The sequence below is a fragment of the Lentzea sp. NBRC 102530 genome (genome assembly GCF_030269365.1).
Taxonomy (GTDB): Bacteria; Actinomycetota; Actinomycetes; order Mycobacteriales; family Pseudonocardiaceae; genus Lentzea.
Window position 1 is genome coordinate 92,380 of sequence record NZ_BSTF01000008.1, and the last position, 19,417, is coordinate 111,796.

14 protein-coding genes are annotated in these 19,417 nt (G+C 71.1%); 6 read left to right on the plus strand and 8 right to left on the minus strand.

Going from position 1 to position 19,417, the window contains the following annotated elements:
• The first annotated feature begins 16 nt into the window (after positions 1–16).
• Both QSK25_RS22275 and QSK25_RS22280 read left to right on the plus strand, forming a co-directional pair.
• Positions 17–4,777, plus strand: coding sequence for an AAA family ATPase (locus QSK25_RS22275; RefSeq protein WP_285640894.1), 4,761 nt, complete (start codon positions 17–19; stop codon positions 4,775–4,777).
• The gene (locus tag QSK25_RS22280; protein WP_285640896.1) at positions 4,774–5,559 is read left to right on the plus strand and encodes a serine peptidase; all 786 of its coding nucleotides are present in this window, start codon (positions 4,774–4,776) and stop codon (positions 5,557–5,559) included. The genes QSK25_RS22275 and QSK25_RS22280 overlap by 4 nt, the downstream gene beginning before the upstream one ends.
• Positions 5,560–5,568: 9 nt before the next feature.
• Here QSK25_RS22280 and QSK25_RS22285 read toward each other — a convergent pair whose 3' ends face one another.
• The 8 genes from QSK25_RS22285 to QSK25_RS22320 form a co-directional block, all read right to left on the minus strand.
• Complete coding sequence (locus tag QSK25_RS22285) at positions 5,569–6,006, minus strand: antitoxin YezG family protein (protein ID WP_285640897.1); 438 nt, start codon at positions 6,004–6,006, stop codon at positions 5,569–5,571.
• Positions 6,007–6,047: 41 nt separating this feature from the next.
• A complete protein-coding gene (locus QSK25_RS22290) occupies positions 6,048–6,506 on the minus strand; it encodes an antitoxin YezG family protein (RefSeq protein WP_285640898.1) in 459 nt (152 codons plus the stop codon).
• Entirely contained in the window at positions 6,475–10,749 is a 4,275-nt protein-coding gene (locus tag QSK25_RS22295; protein WP_285640899.1) for a DUF8616 domain-containing protein, read from the minus strand. Before QSK25_RS22295 ends, QSK25_RS22290 begins: the two co-directional genes overlap by 32 nt.
• Positions 10,750–10,917: 168 nt before the next feature.
• Positions 10,918–12,348, minus strand: coding sequence for a sensor histidine kinase (locus QSK25_RS22300; protein WP_285640900.1), 1,431 nt, complete (start codon positions 12,346–12,348; stop codon positions 10,918–10,920).
• The gene (locus tag QSK25_RS22305) at positions 12,345–13,016 is read right to left on the minus strand and encodes a response regulator (protein WP_285640901.1); all 672 of its coding nucleotides are present in this window, start codon (positions 13,014–13,016) and stop codon (positions 12,345–12,347) included. Before QSK25_RS22305 ends, QSK25_RS22300 begins: the two co-directional genes overlap by 4 nt.
• A gap of 166 nt (positions 13,017–13,182) precedes the next feature.
• The gene (locus QSK25_RS22310) at positions 13,183–13,653 is read right to left on the minus strand and encodes a hypothetical protein (RefSeq protein ID WP_352236220.1); all 471 of its coding nucleotides are present in this window, start codon (positions 13,651–13,653) and stop codon (positions 13,183–13,185) included.
• Between the two features lie 78 nt (positions 13,654–13,731).
• Positions 13,732–14,307, minus strand: a complete 576-nt coding sequence (locus QSK25_RS22315; RefSeq protein ID WP_285640903.1) for a hypothetical protein — start codon at positions 14,305–14,307, stop codon at positions 13,732–13,734.
• An 88-nt stretch (positions 14,308–14,395) separates the two neighbouring features.
• The gene (locus tag QSK25_RS22320) at positions 14,396–15,046 is read right to left on the minus strand and encodes a hypothetical protein (RefSeq protein WP_285640904.1); all 651 of its coding nucleotides are present in this window, start codon (positions 15,044–15,046) and stop codon (positions 14,396–14,398) included.
• A gap of 179 nt (positions 15,047–15,225) precedes the next feature.
• Between QSK25_RS22320 and QSK25_RS22325 the strand changes: the two genes are divergently transcribed.
• From QSK25_RS22325 to QSK25_RS22340, 4 genes are all read left to right on the plus strand, one after another.
• Positions 15,226–15,618 carry a hypothetical protein gene (locus QSK25_RS22325; protein WP_285640905.1) on the plus strand — a complete coding sequence of 131 codons (393 nt, stop codon included), beginning with the start codon at positions 15,226–15,228 and terminating at the stop codon, positions 15,616–15,618.
• A 27-nt stretch (positions 15,619–15,645) separates the two neighbouring features.
• Positions 15,646–17,148: a PPE domain-containing protein gene (locus QSK25_RS22330; RefSeq protein WP_285640907.1), complete on the plus strand. Its 1,503-nt coding sequence runs from the start codon at positions 15,646–15,648 to the stop codon at positions 17,146–17,148.
• 406 nt (positions 17,149–17,554) lie between these two features.
• A complete protein-coding gene (locus QSK25_RS22335) occupies positions 17,555–18,142 on the plus strand; it encodes a uracil-DNA glycosylase family protein (protein ID WP_285640908.1) in 588 nt (195 codons plus the stop codon).
• A gap of 288 nt (positions 18,143–18,430) precedes the next feature.
• Positions 18,431–19,396 (plus strand): aminoglycoside phosphotransferase family protein, encoded by a 966-nt coding sequence (locus QSK25_RS22340; protein ID WP_285640909.1) that lies wholly within the window; start codon positions 18,431–18,433, stop codon positions 19,394–19,396.
• Positions 19,397–19,417 lie beyond the last annotated feature (21 nt).

Below are 19,417 nucleotides of genomic sequence, written 5' to 3' on the forward strand. Positions count from 1 at the left end.
GAGGAGCACCGAGTTGGTGGACGAGAAGCCGGACGAGGTCGTTCATCAGCTGTTCTACGAGAACGTGGTCGGTGACGACTACGTCGCGAGCAGCTCGTACCGTGAGACGAGCATGCTGGGGGCCTGGGACTCGAAACTGAGGCCGCACGTCGGTTTGGTGGCCATGCACCACGGGGTCGAACCGGACAGCGCGTCGTCGTACCTCACGTTCGACGACGGGACCGCGGCTGTCGTCCGGCAGTTCCGCGTCGAGGAGCCGGGTCACCAAAGCAACGCGCACGTGTTGGTCGGTGATGCCGCCACGCTCGATTCGCACATGTCCTTCCGCCTGCACCGGTGGAAGGGGTGGAGCAGGACCGCCGATGCCGTTCCCTGGGCGGCAGAGCTCACCCGTCGGCGGCTGGTGGACGAATCGACCCTGGTGCCGTGGCTGGCGAGGGTGGAGCCCATCGCTCGCGAACTGGCCGACGCGCTGAGCGTGCTGCTCGATCATCCTGCTGAGTCGCTGGGCATCGTGGGATGTCCGAGCTCGGAACGCCTTTCGCTCGTGTGGGGGCTTCGCGGGGCAGCAGATGGGCACCTGAAGTCATCGGGGATCCGACGCCGGTGGTCCTACTCGACCGGTGAAGGCCGCGATCCCAGAGAGTTCGCGAACGCGCCGGAGATCGTCTTCCTGTCCGGGGAGCCGCAGAACGACAACGGGCGAGTGATCGTCGACTTCGATCGCGTCCGACCCAGCTTCCCGCACCAGGAGTTGGCCGAACAGCTCGTCAGGGATCTGCTCCACATACGGCCTCAGCTGCCCAGAAAAGCCGTGACTTCGCCACCTGTGCCTCCCGAGCCTGTTCCTTCAGCCGTGCCCGAGTCGGGGACGTTCACCCAGCACGTTCGCCCGCAAGGGGAACCGATCCGGCGCGCCCTGTCGATCGGTGTGCGCGACTTCGACCGCGACGTCCGGCTCGAGTTCGCGCCGGCACGTGCCCACCGGCTCAGCCAGGTCTTCGCCGACCTGGGTTACGACGCCGAGTGGCACACCGAGGAACGCATGTCCGGCGAGGCACTCGGCGGCCACGTCAAGCGGTCCCTCGAGTCCGGCAAGCCCGAAGACCTCGCCGTGGTGCACCTGGTGACGCACGGCGAAGGCCTCGACGGTGACGCCACGGTCTTCGCGCTGGGCAGTGACGGCAAGAAGCACGGTGACGCGAGCATCGCGCACTGGCTCACCATGCAGCAGTCGGACGAGCGCCCGACGACGTTGTTCCTGCTCGACCTCTGCGGCGCGGGCACGGCGGCCCGCCTGCCGTGGCAGGTGAAGCTCGAACAACCGTTGCGCGGCTGGGTGATCGCCGCCTGCAGCGAGCACGAGTCGGCCTACGACGGCAGGTTCACCGAGGCCGTCGTGACCGTGCTGGAGGCGTTGCGGGAGGGCGAGCTCGACATCGACCCGAGCTTGCCGCACGTCCCGCTCACGACCGTGGCGCGCGCGATCCGGCGCGAGGTCAACCGCCTGGCGGAGAAGAACGACGCGTATCCCCAGCGCGTGACGGCGACGCCGGTCGACATCAGCTCGGACGTCGAACCGCCGTTCTTCCCCAACCCCGGCCACGACCCCGCGGACCGCCCGAGGCTCCGGGCCGCGGTCGACCCCGTCAAGCTGCCGTTCCTCGACGACCTCGACGAGGGGCTCGACCCCCGGCACTTCCTGGAGCGCGCGACCGGGCTCGGCCGGCTCACCGACAGCAACACTGGTCTCGTCGGCTGTTTCACCGGCAGGGACAGGGAGTTGAAGCGGGTCTCGCCCTGGCTGAACGGCCACGGCGACGAACCGCCGCTGTGCGTGGTGACGGGAAGCCCTGGCGCGGGCAAGTCGGCGTTGCTCGGCGTGCTGGTCTGCGCGGCGAGCCCGGACCTGCGCGACGCCACCAAACAGGTCTGGGACCGGATCGTCCAGGCACCGCTGCCGCTCGACCGCCTCGCCGCGGTGCACGCCCGTCAGCGCGGTGTCGCCACGGTCGTGGGTTCGGTGGCGCGCCAGCTGGACCTGCCGGAGAACCTGACGACGGCCGAGCTGATCACCGCGCTGCGCACGCGACCCATCGCGCCGGTGCTCGTCGTCGACGCCTTGGACGAGGCCGACGACCCGGCCGCGCTGATGAACGACTTCCTCCTGCCGCTGACCGATCCCGACGCACCGGGAAACCCCGTGCGGCTGCTGGTCGGCGTGCGCAACTACGACGACTTCTCCCCGTTGTTCGACCGCGGCTGGGTGCTCGACCTCGACGAGGTCGAACAACACGTGCTGGAGGACGACCTCCTCACGTACGTGCAGAACCTGTTGCGCACCACGGCCGAGTACCGCGGTCAGGGTGCGGTGACGGGCGCCTTCGCCCACGCGGTGGCCACCACGCTCGCCGCTCCGGACGAGGACGGTGGCCGCCGGTGGGGCCCGTTCCTGGTGGCGGGCCTGTACACGAGGCACTTCCTGGCCGCCAACGCCGAGAAGGTCGTCACCGACGCCGCCGTGGCCGCGGAACTGGGTGAGAAGGTGCCGTCCGACCTCGGTGGCGTCCTGGAACTGGACCTCGAACTCGAACGCGACCACGTCTGGCTCCGCCCGGTCCTCACCGCCCTCGCCCACGCACGCGGCGCCGGCATGCCGGTCTCGGTCATCACCCGGATCGTCCCGATCTTCGCGGGCGAGGCCGCCACCACCGCCCAGGTCCGCGCGGCGCTCGCGATCGCCCGCTTCTACCTGCGTCAGCAGATGGACACCGACCGCAGCAACGTCTACCGCCTCTTCCACCAGGGCCTCGCCGACACGCTCGCCCACCCCACGCCCGAGGTGCACGGCAAGATCCTCGACGCCCTCCTGTCGTCCCTCGGCCCACCGGAGAACCGCGACTGGAACGCCGCCGAGCCGTACCTCTTCCGCCACGTCGCCGACCACGGTGTGAAAGCCGGCCGGATCGAGGAGATCGAGTCGGACCCCGGCCTGCTCCTGCACCCCGACTCGTCGCTCGCCCTCACCGCCGCCACCGACGACTCCCACGCCGCCGCTGCGGTGGCCGCCAACGCACGCCTGTTCGCCGGCCTCCGCACCCCGGCCGAACTGGCCCTGGCAGCGGCCAGAGCGGGCAGGGGCGAACTGGCCCGGCGCGCCGCCAACATGGCCGGCGAGGTTCCGCTGACGTGGCAACCGCTCTGGTCGATCGGTTCGCAGGCGCTCCCGCCGGCCGAGAACGTCCCGCCGCGGTTCAGCTCGATCGCGATCTCGCAGGACGGAACGGTCGTCGTGGGCCTGATCGGCGAGGCGCTCGCCGTGTGGAACTGGCCCGTGGGCGAGCCGTTTGGCCTCGATCCGGACGACATCCTGAGCTGCCCCGAGGGGTACTGGGTCGACCTGTCCGCCGATGGCCGGTTCGCGGCGGCCATCGGCGAGGAGGTGACCTGGTTCGAGCTCGGTGGGACCGAGGCGCCGCGCAGTCTCGGCCGGGTCGAGACACCGCTGTGCGCCGCGGTGGTGACCGACTCCGGCCTGCTCGGCGTCACCGAGGACGGCCGGGTCCTGAGGTTCGCCGGTGATGACCGGGTGGTGGAGGAGATCGCCGGACTCGACATCGGAGAGCACACGGACATGTGCATGCTGGCGGAGGGCGCCGATGGTGTCGTGGTGGCGTACGCGAGTGTGGTCACGAGCCAGGTCGCGCTGTTCGACGACGAGTTGGGAGAGATCGAGTCGTACCCGCTGGACGACCAGCACACGGCCGTCGCGCTGAGCCCTGACGGCTTGAAGCTGGTGGTGGGTTTGTCGGACGGTTCCATCAGCGTTCTGGATCGCGGCGACGGCGTCGAGCGACCCGTCTGCCCCGCGTCGGGTCGCGCCGTGACCGCGTTCTCGTTCACGCTCAACGGTGACCTGGCGGCAGCCTTCGCCGACGGTTCGGTGGTCTTCTTCGACGGGGAGCAGCAGTACACCAGATCCTCACTACCCGCCGCGCTCCCCATCGTGTCGATGGAATCCGCGCAGGGGGTGCGAGCCGTCGCTTTCGACAACAACCAGGTGGCCCACTGCTTCGACGGAACCTCGGCCTGGCGGTTGCCGCCGTTCGTCCGGCACTTCGCCGACGACGCCCAGCCCGACCGGTCGGCCCTCTACGTCAACGCCTTGCACGAACTCGGTGGCGGCCTCGTGCTGGCCTTGGGAGAGGGGCCGGTGTTCAGCGTCGAAGCCGCTGACGGCGAGTTGAAGGAGATCGGGGACCTCTTGTGGGGCACGACCTCCTCCCTCGACCTCGCCGTGGTGGACGTCGGTGGCGAGAACTTCCTGCTGCTCGCCCACGAGGACGGGTACCACCTCACCCGTGGCGCCCTGGACGAGTTCATCACGATCGGTCCGGGTGACGACTGGGCGGCGGCGTGCTTCCGGCGGGACGACCACTCCGCCCGCATCGTGGTCGACGGCGAACTGGTGGAGGTCCGCCACGACGCGGACATGGTGTGGATGTTGACCACGAACTCCGGTGTCGTGCAGGGGACGGAGCTCGGTACGCACGTTTCCTGCGAGGTCGTGCACTGCGCCTACGTCGATGGCGCACCGTTCGCCTTCACCGGTGGGGAGGACGGCCTGGTGCTTGTCTGGGATCCGGTGTCCCGGATGTTGCACGACGTCCTCACGATCGGTCGGCCGATCCGCCGGATCGAGTCGGTCGACGGCAAGTACCTGGTCGTCCGCGCGGACGGTGAGTTGCTCGCGTTCAAGAAGGAAGGCCTGAAGTGATCCTCGGCGTGCACGGCATCTGGAACTACAAGTACTTCCGCGAGAACGGATCTGAGGAGGCTGCCGCGGCCGCGATGGCTGAGGATTGGGCGAAGGCGTTGGGACGCAACGATGTAGGTGCCGCCTATTACGCGCACCTGCTCCACCGCGGCACGGCGATGGGTGCGGACGACGACCCGGCCAGGCTGGAGCCGGGCGCTCAGGACCTGTTGGTCGAGTGGGCGGAGTTGTTGCAGCCGGGCGAGCACATCCCGCAGGGGCCTCGGACGAGGAGGGCTCGGCAGGCGGCCGACTGGATGACGCGGAAGTTCGGTGGAGCGGCTCGGGTGTTCGCGATCGCGTTCTGCCGCGAGGTGCACACGTATCTGTCCACACCGGACTCGCCGCGGCGGCTGGCCGCGCGCAGGGCGGTGGCGGACGCGATCATGCGGCATCGGCCTGAGGTGATCGTCGCGCACTCACTGGGCAGCGTCGTCACGTACGAAACGCTTTGGGCGCACCAGGAGCACGACGTCGAGTTGCTGGTGACGATCGGTAGTCCGCTGGCGATGCCCGGGATCGTGGCGCCCCGGCTGGTGCCGCAAGGGGGTGGGATGCCGCCTCGGGTCAAGCGGTGGGTGAACGTCGCGGACGTCGGGGACCTCGTCGCGATTCCGCGGGGTGGGTTGCGGGACCACTTCGACGGGGTGGAGCAGGACGTCGAAGTCGTTGTGGGGCAATGGGACTTCCACACGGCGGCCGGCTACCTGCGCACGGCGGAGGTAGCCGGTCTGCTCGCGTGAAACCGGGGATCAGGCGGGGGTGAGGCCGCGGCGGAACCACTCGGGCATCTGCTCGTCCGCGCGCGGGAACCACTTCTGCTCCGTCGCGAAGTTCTCCGGGGACGGGGCCGCGTCGAACTTCGGGGCCTCGTCGCGGTTGTAGCGGATCGAGAACTTGCCGGGCGGGTCCAAGATGTACTCGAACTCGATCCAGGAGCCGAGGCCCTCGGAGTACATGCCCTTGCGCAGCTGCTGGAACTTGCGCCACACCTCCGGCGGGAACGACCAGCCGCGCACGGTGCCGTCCGTCATCTTCACGCCCGTGTCGGCCTCGCTGTGCGGGCCGATCATCTTGGCGCGCAGCACCAGGCGCGACCACCCCTGCGGCAGGGTCGGCAGGATCTCCTGCGTGATCTCCGCGAGCTTCTCCTGCTGCTCGACGGGGCTGAGCGCCGGCCAGTTCGCCATGGTTGTCGCTTCCTCCTAGATCGCGGTCGTGCCCGGCCAGCCTACTGATCGGCCAGGCTCGCCTCGTGTGCGCGCTGGAGTTCGAGCGCGCGCTCGACGAGTTCACGCAGCCAGTCCGGCACGTGCTCCTCGGTGCGCGGGAAGGCCTCCAGGTCGCGCACGAACATCATCGGATGCAGGTCCGGCGACCAGTTCGGGTTCTCGTCGTAGTTGAACGTCACCTCGGGCTCGGCCTCGCGGTGCAGCGTGAACCGGGCGGAGAGCCACGTGCCGCGGCCTTCCTCGTACATCTCCTCGCGCAGCTCCTGCAGCTGGTCGGTGATCTCCGCCAGCCGCACCTCGCCCGCGAACCGGCCCTCGCCGTCCTTCGCGGACGACGCGAGCTCGTACGCCATGACGTTCGCCCAGACGTCCAGGGTGACGCGGTTCCAGCCGACCGGGGCGCCCGCCTCGAGCAGCGTGCAGATCTCAGCGACCCTTGTAGCGGTTCTGGGGTCCATAGTTCACCTCCGGCCGGTTCGGGAAGACGCGTTCCTTGGTGACCACGTTCTCCACCACCGGCTTGTTGTCCGGGCCGAGCTGAACGCTACCGTCCGCGTTCCGCGCGTACGTGACCTCCTGCCAGCGCATGGTCACCTCGGACGGCACGCCGTCGGCCTCGCGCGTCGCCCGCACCTGGTAGTTCTGGATGTCCTGGTGCGGCTGCCCGGCGAAGTCGACGAGCTCCTTCTCCTTGGCGCGCCACGACGGGTCGTGGAACCAGCCGTCGCGCGCGTTGCCGGAGTTCGACGCCGCCATCTGCCCGTGCATGTTGAGGTACTCGCCGAACCCGCCGAGCTCGTTGGCCAGCAGGTGACCGCCGGCCCACTTGACCCGCGAGTCCTCGATCTCCTGCGGTGTGAGCTCGCGGTCCGGCGGGTTGCTCGGGTACGCGGCCTCGCCTTCCTGGTAGGCGCGCTGCTGGGCACCCTTGCCCGCGTCGTCGTCGCGGTAGTTCTTGTTCTGGCCGCCCGCCTCGACGTCACCCGTCATCGAGTCGGTCTGCCCGTGCTGGTCCGTGTGGAAGGACAGCATCTTCTCGTTGTTGTGGTAGTTCGGCACCTGGTACTTGGCGTCCGGCAGCAACGGGTGGCTGAGGTCGGGGTTGAAGCCGGACCACTTGCCCTTGCCGTCGATGTTCATGTCCTGGCGGCCCGGCGTCGCCTCGACCCACTTGACGTTGCCGTCGCCGTCGGTGATGAACGTCGTGCGCGTGCCGTTCTCGTTGCGGACCGGGTACTCCGTCCACGGCTCGAGCGGCTGGTGGTCGCGCAACGGCACCGGCACCGGATCGGGGTTCTCGACCGGCCGGAGCCGGTCGGGCTCGGTGTTGCCGTCCGGGACCGTCTCGCGGTCGCGGTGCGGCGCCTCGATCTCCTCGTGCCGGTTGAGCGGCCTCGGCGGCGCGTCGGGGTTGTTCGGGTCGATCGGCTGGTGCGTGGGCCGGTCGAAGTCGACGAACCGCTCGGTGAACGCCGGGTCGTCCGGCGAGATGACCCGGTCCTGCGGGGGCGGCGTGTACTCGGGGTCGTCGGTCGGGTCGTGCTGCTGGTTCTCGGGATCGTCGTTGTTGGTGTCGGGCGCGTCGTCGTCGCCGCGGTCCCTGGCGTCCGCACCGTCGGTGTCGCGGTCGCTGCCGGGCGCGTACCCGTCCTCGCTGGCCCTGGTGCGGCTGCCGTCCGGGTGGTGCGTCTCCCACTCGCCGTTCGGCGGGATCCTGGGACTGCGCGTGCCGTCGGGCCCGATCTCGGGGTCGCTCGTGAACACCCGGCCGCTGCTGTCGGTCCACGCGGGCTTGTTCGGCGCCACGACGGGAGCGTCGAGGTGGTGGGCGAGTTGCTGCGCGAAGTCGTTGCTGCCCGCGTCGCACCCGATGAGCCGCACGGGCCGGCTGCCGTCGTAACCGCTGCGCCGCAACATGTCCGCGTACTCGGCGGGCGTGTAGTCGTGCCCGCCGATGCGCGCCCGGCCGTCCGGCGTGACGTGCACGTCGGCGGTGAAGAAGCGCGGGTCCTCCGGCACGCGGTGCGGCAGGTCGCCCATGTCGGCGTCGCCACCGTGGTGCGACACACCGGCGGGCGTCTGCTCGGCGTGCCTCTCGTGGGCCTGCTCGGGGGAGGGGCGCTCTTCGGAGTGCGTGTTCGGGCTGTCGTTCGGGCTGTCGGCGGGGCCGTCGGAGTCGTGGTGCCCGGGCCCGTCGCCATCGCGGTGGCCGGGGCCGTCGGGACCGTGGCCGGGGCCTTGACCGTTGGGCTGGTGGTGCGGCTGGCCGGGAGCGTCCGGACGGGAGGCGGGGTGCGGCTGGCCGGGCGCGTCAGGTCGTGAGCCGGGTCCGTCGGGACGGGGACCGAAACCGTCCGGTCGTGAGCCGGGGGCGTCGGGACGGGGACCGAAGCCGTCGGGCCGTGAGCCGGGGCCGTCGGTGCGGGGGCCTGGCACGTCCGGGCGGGAGCCGGGGTGGGGCTGGCCGGGTGCGTCGGTCCGGGGGCCGGGATGGGTCAGGGGGCCGTCGGCGCCGCGCGGGCGTGCGCCGTCGGGACGGTGCTGCGGCGCATCAGGCCTGCTGGGACCGCCGGGGTGTCCTCCGGGCGCGTCGGTGCGGGGGCGCGAGGCGTCCGGACGCGAACCGGGTCCGTCGGGGCGCGAACCAGGACCGTCCGGGCGGGGACCAGGTCCGTCGGGCCGTGCGCCGGGACCGCTGGGCGTGTGCGAGCCGGGGCCGCCGTGCGGTGCGCCGCCGGGGCCGTTCGGCGTGAAGCCGGGCTGCTGCGGGATCTGGGGAGCGTTGGGGGAGTTGGGGGTGTTCGGACCGGCGTGCGGCGCAGACGGGGCGTCCGCGTGGGTCGGCGAGGTGGTCGACTGCGGACGCGTCGGCGCGTCCGGCCTGCCCGCCGGGGAGGTCGTGCCGGGGCCGTGCGGTCCGTCGGGGGAGTGAGGAGCGCCCGGACCGCCATGCGGCGCGTTCGGGGTGGACGGTGCGTTGGGTGCGCTCGGGCCGCCGTGCGGTGCCGAAGGTGCGTTCGGGCTGGTGGGCGCGCTGGGACCGCCGTGCGGGGCGGAGGGTGCGCTGGGCGCGTTCGGCGTGCTGGACGGGCCGAAGTTCGGCTGGGACGGGCGGGGCGACGACGGGGTGGTGTCCGGGGTGCGCTGGGACGGCATGCCGGAGCCCAGGTCGCCGCGCGAACCCGGCGTGCCCGTCCAGCCGCTGCCCGCACCCGGACGTGCGCCGCCCGCCGACGGGGCGTTGCCGGAGGGCGCGCCAGCCGGGCCGCCTGCCGGACCGCCCATCGGGCCCTGCTGCGGGGTGGTGGAGGGGCCGGACGGGGTCGTGTCGCGCGGGGCGGACGGGGCGTGCTGCGTCGGGGCCTCGGGGGCCGTGACGCCTGCCTGGGTGGTTTGGCCGGTGTTGCGCGGGGGAGCCGCAGGGGCGTCTGGAGTGGAGGACGGGCCGTGCGCGCTCGGCGCCGTCGGGCTGCCCGTGGGGGCGCCGCTCGACGGCGAGTTCGGGGCGTTCGGCGAGTTCGAGGTGTTCGGCGCGTCTGGGGTCGACGAAGGCGACGGGCCGTTCGACGACGGGCTGTTCGGCGTGGACGAAGGTCCGCTCGGCGAAGGGGAAGGGGAAGGGGAAGGGGAAGGGGACGACGTCGGGCTGGGCGCGTCGGGAGAGGACGGTGAACCCGGTGACCCAGGCGAGTTCGGTGTTCCCGCACCGGGCGACGACGGCGACGACGGCGACCCGGGAGACGAGGGCGAAGCGTCCGGCGGGGAAGGCGAGGCGTCCGGCGACGAAGAAGTCGGCGAGCCGCTCGTGTGCGTGCCACCGGCGTTCGGCAGGTCGGGTGCCTTGGTCGAGTGGAACAGGCCGCCCGGCTTGATGGACTTGGTCGAGATGACGTCCAGGCCGGTCACCTTGCCGACCAGCTTGCCCACGACCTTCATGATCTTCGTGAAGACCTCGACGATCTTCCCCAGCATCGGGGAGACCTTCTTGATGGTCTTGATGAGCTTCTCGATCAGCTCACCGATGCGGGTCGCCCACTTCGAGATCGCGGTCACGGCCTGCGCCACGATCACCGGCGTGCCGAAGCCGAGCGTGAACACGGCCTCCAGCACCCACGTGATCAGCTTGCCGACCAGGTCCGCGATCAGGTCGCGCACCATCTCGCGCACGAACGCCACGACCATGCCCATGATGCCGACGACGGTGCCGACCGACCCGGCGGTGGAGGCGGCACCGGCCAGCGCGTCGCCTTGGGCCGCGGCGGCGGCGCGGTAGGAGTCGGCGGCCGGACCGGTCCACTGGGACGTTCCCTGCTGGACGGCCGCCTGGTAGTCCTGCGCCACCTTGCCGATCTCCGCGGACACCTTGTTCCAGGTGGCGGAGTACGACTCGATCACCGGCGGGTTGCCGGCCAGCCAGTCCAGCGCTTCCTTCAACGGCTGCATGTGTTCCATCAGGAACGACGCGGCGGAGGACAGCAGCGTGCCGAACGGGTCGATCGCCATGGACGCGGCGTCCGCCACCAGGCCGACCATGCCGAGGCCGGCCTCGACCCAGCTGCCGTCCTTGATGCCGTTGTAGGTGTCCATCGCGGACTCGGCGATCGAGATGCCGGTCATCCAGCCGTTGTCGCCGGTGCCCGCGTTCATGAACCCCGTCGGCGCGGCGTCGGGCTGGACGACCAGGGGATTGGGGTTCGTCATCGCGCGCCTCCGACCGTCTTGGCGTTGTCCGACTCGCGTTCAGGCACGGTGGCGACCTTCCCCCGGAACGTACAGGTTCCACAGGATGACGCAGCGTTCCGCGAACCGGTTCCACCAGGCGCGCAAATGGGCCGTTCGGAGCAACGCCGATCCGCCGGTGAGCAGGAACTAAACGGTCAGATCCACCACCGCGCGCGTCGCGGTCGTGACGGGCCGGTGCTCGCCGAAGATGCGGCCGTGGTCCAGTTCGGCGCGGGGGACCGGGCGCGGTTCGGGGATGAAGTCGTGGGTGGAGACGATCGAGCCGTTGAGGAACTGCCAGACCTCGTCGCCGACCCGTTGCTGGGTCGCCGCGGCCTTCCTCGGCTGGGAGATGCCGGTGGGAATCGTTGCCACGAACCGGATTCCGCGAAAGCCCTCGGCGTCGGTGGCCTTGAGCGTGCCCTGGTGCCTGCTGGCGATGCGCCGCGCGATCGCGAGCCCGAGGCCCGCGCCACCCGCCGCGCGCGTCCGTGCCTCGTCGAGCCGCGTGAACCTGTCGAACACCCGCTCCCGGTCCGCCTCCGGGATGCCCGGCCCGTCGTCGATGACCTCCAGCGTCGCCGAGGTCCCGCCCCTGAGCCGCACGACGACCTCCGTGCCGGCGTGCCGCTCGGCGTTGTCCAGCAGGTTGCCGAGCAACCGCGACAGCTGGGCTTTGCGGCCGGGCACGACCACGTGCTCGTCGGCGTGGAGCGTCACCATCGCCCGCCGTGACACCTCTCGCCGGGCGAGCGCCGTCAGGTCGACGGTGTCCACCTTGTCGAGCGCGTCGGCGTCCAACCTGGCCAGCAGCAACAGGTCCGTCGTCAGCTCCTGCAACCGTTCCGCGTCCTCCAGCGCCGCCTTGACCACCGTCGGCCAGTCCGCCAGTTCGGGGTGCGACAACGCGATCTCCAGCTCGGCCCGCAACGCCGCCAGCGGGCTGCGCAGCTCGTGCGAGGCGTCCCCGACGAACCGGCGGGTGTCCTCGACCGTGCGGTGCATCCGGTCGAGCGTCCCGTTGATCGCGGCCCCCAGCCGGGCGATCTCGTTGTCCGACGACGGCACCGGCACGCGCCGGGTGAGGTTGTTCTCGTTGACCTCGGCCACTTCCGCCCGCATCGCCCCGATGGGCCGCAACACCCTGCTGACCGCGGTCAGCACCGTGACCGCCACCAGCGCGGTGACCGACATCAGCACCCCGAGCACGATCAACGAGACGTTGTTCAGCTCGAGTTGCGCGGTGGACGCGATCGACCGCGCCGTCGTTTCGTCGAGGTGCGGTCCGTCGCCGATCACGTCGTACGGCGCGTCGGTGCGGAAGGGCCACAACGAAAGGCGCGGCCGGATCTCCGTGTTCGCGTACCGCACGTTCGCCGACGGCATCGACACAGTCGTCTGCTGGTACAGCTGAACGCACTTCTGCCCCGCGCACGCGAAGTGCGTCCGCGACTGGTCCGCCGTCTGCGTCACGATCTGCTCGCGCTGCGACTCGACCATCAGCACCCCGGCCACGCCGAGCAGCACCGCCGTGGCCACCCCGGCCAGCACGGTAACCCTGACCTGCAAGGACTTCACCGGTCCACCAACCTGTACCCGACACCCCGCACCGTCGTGATCGTCCGCCGGTCGAACGGAGCGTCGATCTTGCGCCGCAACGCGCTGATGTAGACCTCGACGAGGTTCGGGTCGGGGTCCTGCGCCGAGTCCCACACCCCGTCGATGATCTCCGTCTTGGTGACCACCTCGCCCGCGTGCCTCAGCAGGAAGTTCAGCACGGAGAACTCCTTGGCCTTGAGGTCGATCCGCGCCGTCCCCCGATGGCACTCCCTGGACACCGGGTCCAGCACCAGGTCCCCGGCGCGCAGGAGCACCGGCTGCGCCGTCCTGCTCCGGCGCGCCAACGCCCGCAGCCGCGCGACCAGCACCACGTACGAGAACGGCTTGGTCAGGTAGTCGTCGGCCCCGGTGTCGAGCCCCTCGGCCTCGTCGAACTCGCCGTCCTTGGCCGTGAGCATGAGGATCGGCGTCCACACCCCGGCGTCCCGCAGCTCCGAGCACACCCGATAACCGTTGAGCCCGGGCAACATGATGTCGAGGACGATGACGTCGTAGGGGTGCTCGCGGGCGCGCCACAACCCGTCGGTCCCGTTCCGCTCGACGTCGACCGCGAACCCCTCCGCCGTCAGCCCGCGGGTGAGCAGGTCGGCGAGACGGGGGTCATCCTCCACCACGAGCACGCGCATGGGGGCAGCCTGCCGCATCGATCACGACCGCGTCCTGAAATCCGGTTCAGGTTCGTTCAGCGTGGCTTCAGGTTCACCCTGGCAGGCTCTGCGTCGTGGACGAGGGGATCCACACCAAGGGGGAGAAGGTGGCGGCGCCGCTTCGGGGGAACGGGGCTGCCACCTTCTACACGCGGTGCAGGAGTTCCCTGGCCAGCGCCTCGCCCCACCAGCGTTCGACCCGGTCCGGCCGCCACCCGCGTTCAACGGTCAGCGTCGTGTAGACGTCGATGTTGCACAGCGCCGCGTAGACGTCGACCGCTTCCTCGACGGTCAGTCCGTCCCGCAGCGTGTGTGCTGGCCACGACGAGAACACCCTCACGCGTGTCTCGTCCCCGCGCCGCCGCCCGTCGAGGTAAGCGCTTGCCAGTTCGGGCTCCGTTCGCGCCGCCTCCCTGACCAGCGCGATCACGTCCCCCGCCCGTTCGAAGAGCCTCCGGTCGTAGGCCGCCATCGCCGCGAGCTGCCGTGCGGGTTCCGCGTCCTCCAACTCGGCCACCATCGTCAGCGCGTCGGCGTCCAGGTCCGCCGCCTCGGCCACGGCCCGCACCAGCCCGGCCTTGTCCCCGTACGCGGCGTAGACCGTGGGCACCGACACCTCCGCCTCTTCGGCGACCGCTGGCGGGCTGGCTGCTGCGGGTCGTCTGGCTGGTCGCGTACGGGGTCGCGCTGCTCGTCAGGCCCTCGTCCACAGCGTGACGTCGCTGCTCGTCGCCACCACGAGCGTCCTGCCGGACGGTGAGAACCCGGCCGCTCGCAACTCCGAGTGCCGCGAGTGGAAGACGTGCCACCACCCTTCGCCGTGTTCCCCGCGGAAGGGACTCCAGGTGGACAGCAGGACCCGGTCGTGCGGCCAGTCAGGACTCACCACGTCCACCGACCACCCGTCGGCTCCGGTGTGCAGCCCACCACCGGCCAATCCGGCCACCGGCACGCGAACCCCTTCGAGCACGCCGATCCCGGGACAGGTCAGGTCGTCGTCCGGCCACCCCAGGTCGTCGTCCCGATCCCGCGCGAGCCGCTCCCCGGTGACGGCGTCCAGCAACCCGAGCCCCTGCGAGGACACCACCAGCAGCAGCAGGTCCCGGCCGCTCACGGGGTCGACCCCGAACCCGACCCCGAGCAGTCCGCCGACCGCGATCTCGTGGTTGTCCGCCGGCCGCCACGGCGCGGGGGCCGCCACCACGGGAGCCGCGAGGAACCGCGTCCGCAGGCCGAGCTGGTAGTCGGTCAGCGCAAGATCTTCCGCCATCCCGCGAGCATGCCGTCGCACACCGGCGAAACCCGCGGGAGCCACCCTGAGCCGACGCACGCGGTGGGGCCTGCCTCGAACACCGCCTTCATCGACGTCGACGCGATCGACGTCGCGCTGGAACGGCTGCGGCGGTGGGGCGTTCCTCGTCGCTCTTCGCTGGTTCGATGACCAGCGGTGCCGCCGCGCCGGACGCGGCCTCGAGCTGGTTGAGGTGGGTCACCGCGCGGTCGAGCTGCTGGGCCAGCCGCGGGATCGAACTGGGCGGGAAGTAGACGTCCGCGCCGGCGTCGAGGAGGCGGCGGACCGGACCTTCGTGGACGACGCCGAGTTCGCGGTCCTCGACCTCCGCGATGACCACCCGCGCCTTCGGGAACGACGCGCGCAGCCCTCCGATCAGCTGCGGGCTCAACGGCGGGATCAGCAGCACCTCCGCGGTCCGGGGAGCGGAGTGCATGTCGAGCACGATGTAGTCGGGACCGAGCTGGCCCGACAGCGTGGCGCGCGCCGACGGCGACAGCTTCATCGCGGTCGCCACGACCGTGACGTCGTCGTACGCCTCCGAGGTGCCGGTCGTCGACGCCGGGGACGGCCGGGCGGCTCCGGTGATCTTCGCGAGCGGCACGCCGTCGCGGACGACGAAGAGGTCCTCGCCGGGGCGCAGTGCCTCGATCGTCGCGATGACGTCTTCCGGAAACCGGTCGCTGTCGATCCAGTGCGGACCGTGCTCGCCCCTCATGCCATCCGAGTCTGGCAGAGAACGGCGTGGTGCCGGTTGATCGTGGTTGCGGTTGATCGCGGCGGCGGAGGATCGAGGCGGTGACGTGCGTCTCGCGGTGAACCGCCCGCGTTCGGCAGCCGTGTCAACGGCGATGGCGTGGCTTGCCGCGAGGACTGTCAGGAAGGACGACCGCCCACATGTACATCGTCGGTGACAAGGTCGGTGAGGAGAAGGTCGTTCCGCTCGGCGAGACCGTCACCTCGGGTCAGGTGCAGATCGACCCGGAGGCGGGCGAGGAACTCCGCAAGCAGCTGCAGGCCCAGATCGACCAGGTCGACTCGTGGATCGAACGCGCGACGTCCAGCATCGCCCGTCCGGCGGCCCTGGGCGCGAACCCGGTGGGCGACAAGATGCGCGAGAAGTTCACGCAACGCGCCGAGGGTGAGCAGTACTCGTTCGTCAGCGTGATGACCGCGTACCGCACGGTTCTCGAGCAGACGAAGACCTCCATCGTCGAGGCGATCGGGAACTTCGAGGCGCTCGACCAGGAACAGCAGGCCGAACTGAAGAAGCACATGGGAACCAGCTGATCCACCGACGCGAGAGACGAGCCCGCCATGGCCCTCGAGACCGACCCGAGCGAGGTCGAGAACGTCCCGGTCCTCACGGACCCGCAGAACTGGGCGTCCCGATCGCACCAAGAGCTCTATGCCGCGGTGCACAACAACAACGACCCCGGTCAAGCCGGCCAGATCAGCTCCGACTGGGGCAAGTACGGCAGCGAGCTCACCGAGGCCTCCCGAGTCATCAACTCGGTCATCACCTCATCCGAGTCCAAGTGGACCGGTGGTGCAGCGGACGCCGCCCGCGCCGCGATGAAGAAGCTCGGTGACTGGGTGGACGAGACGGCTCGCACCGCGGTCGAGGTCGGCAACAAGGTCGCCGACCAGGGCCGCGTGATGGAGAACGCCCGCGCGCAAATGCCCGCGCCGGTGGAGTTCGACTGGAACAAGGCCGCCGCCGCGCTCGCCCAGCCGGGCACGCCCGCGTTCGTCCTGGCTTCCGTCGACATCGCCGTGGCGAACCTCGTGTCGCGGGTGGCACACGACCAGGCGGTCACCGTGATGACCGACATGGAGAACAACTCCCGCCAGATCGACGCGTCGACGCCGGCCTTCAAGCCGCCGTTCAACCCGAACACCGGCCAGGTCGAGGAACCGGTGATCGCCCTGCCGCGCACCGGCGCCGCGGCCCTCAGCAGCGGCGTGGACGGTTTCACCCGTATGCAGTCCACTGTGGACGCACCGGTCGCGACCGGTGCGCAGACCGGCTCTGGTGGTGGCGCCGGGTACACCCCGCAGATGGGCGGGAACACCGGCAACACCAACGCCGCCGCGGCCTACACGCCGACCGCGCCCGCCTACAGCCCGGCCGCGAGCTCCAGCACCCACGCTTCCGGCAGCTACACGCCGCAGACGGGTACGACCACCACGAGCGGGAGCACCGTCCCGGCCGTGGGTCGCGACGTGCCCAATCCGATCTACAACCCCCAGAACCCCGGCTACAGCCCCCAAGCGGTCAAGGGCGGCCCCGTTCCCTACTCGCCGACGGCTCCTGGTTACAACGGACCTGGCGGCGCAGGCGGTCGTGATGCACTCGGTGGTGGCACGGGCGCGAAGGGCGGCCCCGTGCCGTACACGCCGCAGATGGGCGCAGGTGGTGGCGGCGCAGGTGGTGCCGGTGGCGCTGGCGCGGGCATGAAGGGCGGCCCCGTGCCGTACACCCCGCAGATGGGTGCGGGCGGCGGCGGTGGCGGTGGTGGTGCAGGAGGTGGAGGTGGCGGTGCCGGCGGCTCGCTGCAGTCCGGTGGTGCGGCGGGCGTTCAAGCCCAAGGCCGCGGCGGCTTCCCGATGAGCACGGGCCCCGGCGCGACCTCGGCAGCAGCCGGCATGGGCGCGGGCGCCCCGATGGGCGGTGCCCCCGCGGCCGGCGGCCGCGGCGAAGAGGACAAGGAACACCGCTCCGCCAGCTACATCATCGCCGGCGACCTGTTCGAACTCCCCGGCGAGAACCTGCCCCCGTCGGTGATCGGCGCCGCCAGGAGCAAGTCGCGGACCTAGCCGGCCGGAACACCGCCGCCTGACCTCCGGCTCAGGCGGCGGGCACGGCCTGGATCTCCAGCGTCAGATCGGTGGCGTCCCCGATCAGCAGCGGCCCGCCGGGGTGGTTCTCGACGTCGAAGTAGTCGGCGGAGCTCAGGCGCGCCGCGGGCCGCGATGCCGGTGTGCAACGACCACGTGCCGATCTGCGCGGTGACGCTGGACTTCTCCGTGCCCTTCACGCGGCCGGCGACGAAGCGGGTCGCGAAGGTGACGGAGGAGCAGCCGCCGCGAACCCAGGGCGATGTGATGAACGAGGAACTCCGCAAGGCGCACTGCCTGTTGGTGCCGCTGTACAGCGGTTTTGGATTTCCGGCGCGCGTTTGTCACGCTCGGCGGGGCAAACCCGATCTGGAGTGGAGGGGTCGTGGCAGGTCCGCTGGACCGGATCCGCGCGGAGATCATCGCTCACGAGTCCAACGCCTGGGCGCGCGAGCTCGGCTACCAGCCGATCTACGCCGCGGCCCCCGGCGCGAGGATCGCCCTCGTCGGGCAGGCGCCCGGCCGCAAGGCCCAGGAGAGCGGCGTGCCGTGGAACGACGTCAGCGGGGTGCGGCTGCGCAGCTGGCTGGACGTCACGGACGAGCAGTTCTACGACCCCGGGCTGTTCGCGATCCTGCCGATGGACTTCTACTACCCCGGCAAGGCCAAGTCCGGAGACCTCCCGCCGCGCAAGGGTTTCGCGGACCTCTGGCACCGGCGGATCCTCGCCGAGCTGCCGCGGGTGAGCCTCGTCGTCCTGGTGGGCAGCTACGCCCAGAAGCACTACCTGGGCACCCGCGCCAAGCCGAGCCTCACCGAGACCGTGCGCGCCTACGCCGAGTACCTGCCGTCGACGATCCCGCTCGTGCACCCGTCCCCGTTGAACTTCCGCTGGCAGACCAAGAACCCGTGGTTCGAGACGGACGTGGTCCCCGCGCTGCGGTCCGCGGTGGCCGCGGCGATCACGTCCTAGCCGAGCGCACGTACCAGGGCTTCCAGCGCACCCGGCCAACCGCTGGGCGAGGGGGCCGCGAACCCCACGACCACCCCGTCGCGGTCCGAAGTGGACCCCGGGTCGCGGAAGAGGTCGAGCGGTTCGACGGCGAGCGACTCCCGGGCGGCGCGCCGCGCGAGTTCCGCGCCGCTCCGGCGGGGTGTCCGAGCAGCACGAACAGCAGGATGCCGAGCGCGAACACGAGGCGAGGCACCGCACCCGCTACGTTGGTCGGGAGGTCCTGGCAGAGCAAGGGGGAGTTGCCACGTGAGCGCGTCGGCCCGCATCGCCGTCCCGGCCGCACTGGCCGCCTCGTACCGGAGGAACGGCGGCGAGGCCGAGCGGGAGTGGATCGACGCGCTGCCGGGGTTGGTCGACCGGTTCCTGGACGAGTGGACGCTGGAACCGGACGGGCAGCCGCGCTCCGGAGAAGCGGCGCTGGTGCTGCCGGTCCGGCGGACAGGCGGCGGACGCGCGGCACTGCGGTTGCAGATGCCCAAGACCGAGACGAGGGCCGCGCTGATCGGGCTGCGGGTCTGGGACGGCGCGGGCGTCGTGCGGTTGCTCGACAGCGATCCGGAGACCTGCGCGATGCTGCTGGAACGGCTCGACGACACGCGCACCCTCGCGGACGTCGAGGACGACGACGAGGCGATGACCGTGCTCGCGGGGCTGCTGAGGAAGTTGACGCCGGTGACCGCGCCCGGTGGTGTGCCGCGGCTCGGTGACATCGCGGCCGAGATGCTGGCGCAGACCCCCGCGGCGATGGCCGCTCTGACCGATCCGGCGGACCGGGAGCTGCTGGGTTCGTGTGCCGCCGCGGTGCGGGAACTGGCCGGCGAACCCGGCGACCGCCTCCTGCACTGGGACCTGCACCACGGCAACGTGCTGGCCGCGGACCGCGAGCCGTGGCTGGCGATCGACCCGGAGCCGCTGGCCGGCGATCCGGGGTTCGACCTGTGGCCCGCCTTGGACGGCGGGTGGGACGCCGTGGTCGCCACCGGCGAACCGGTTCGGGTGGTGCGGCGGCGCTTCGACCTGCTCACCGCCGAACTGGGCCTCGACCGCGACCGGGCTGCCGGGTGGACCCTGGGGCGGGTGCTGCAGAACTGCCTGTGGGACGTGGAAGACGGTGCCACCGCACTGGACCGCAGGCAGGTGACGATGGCCGCCGCCATGCGGTCTGCGGCGGCCGCCACGTCCGGAGCCACTCGCGTGCCGAGTGCCGGGTGACGACCAGGCTCGGCGAGCAGG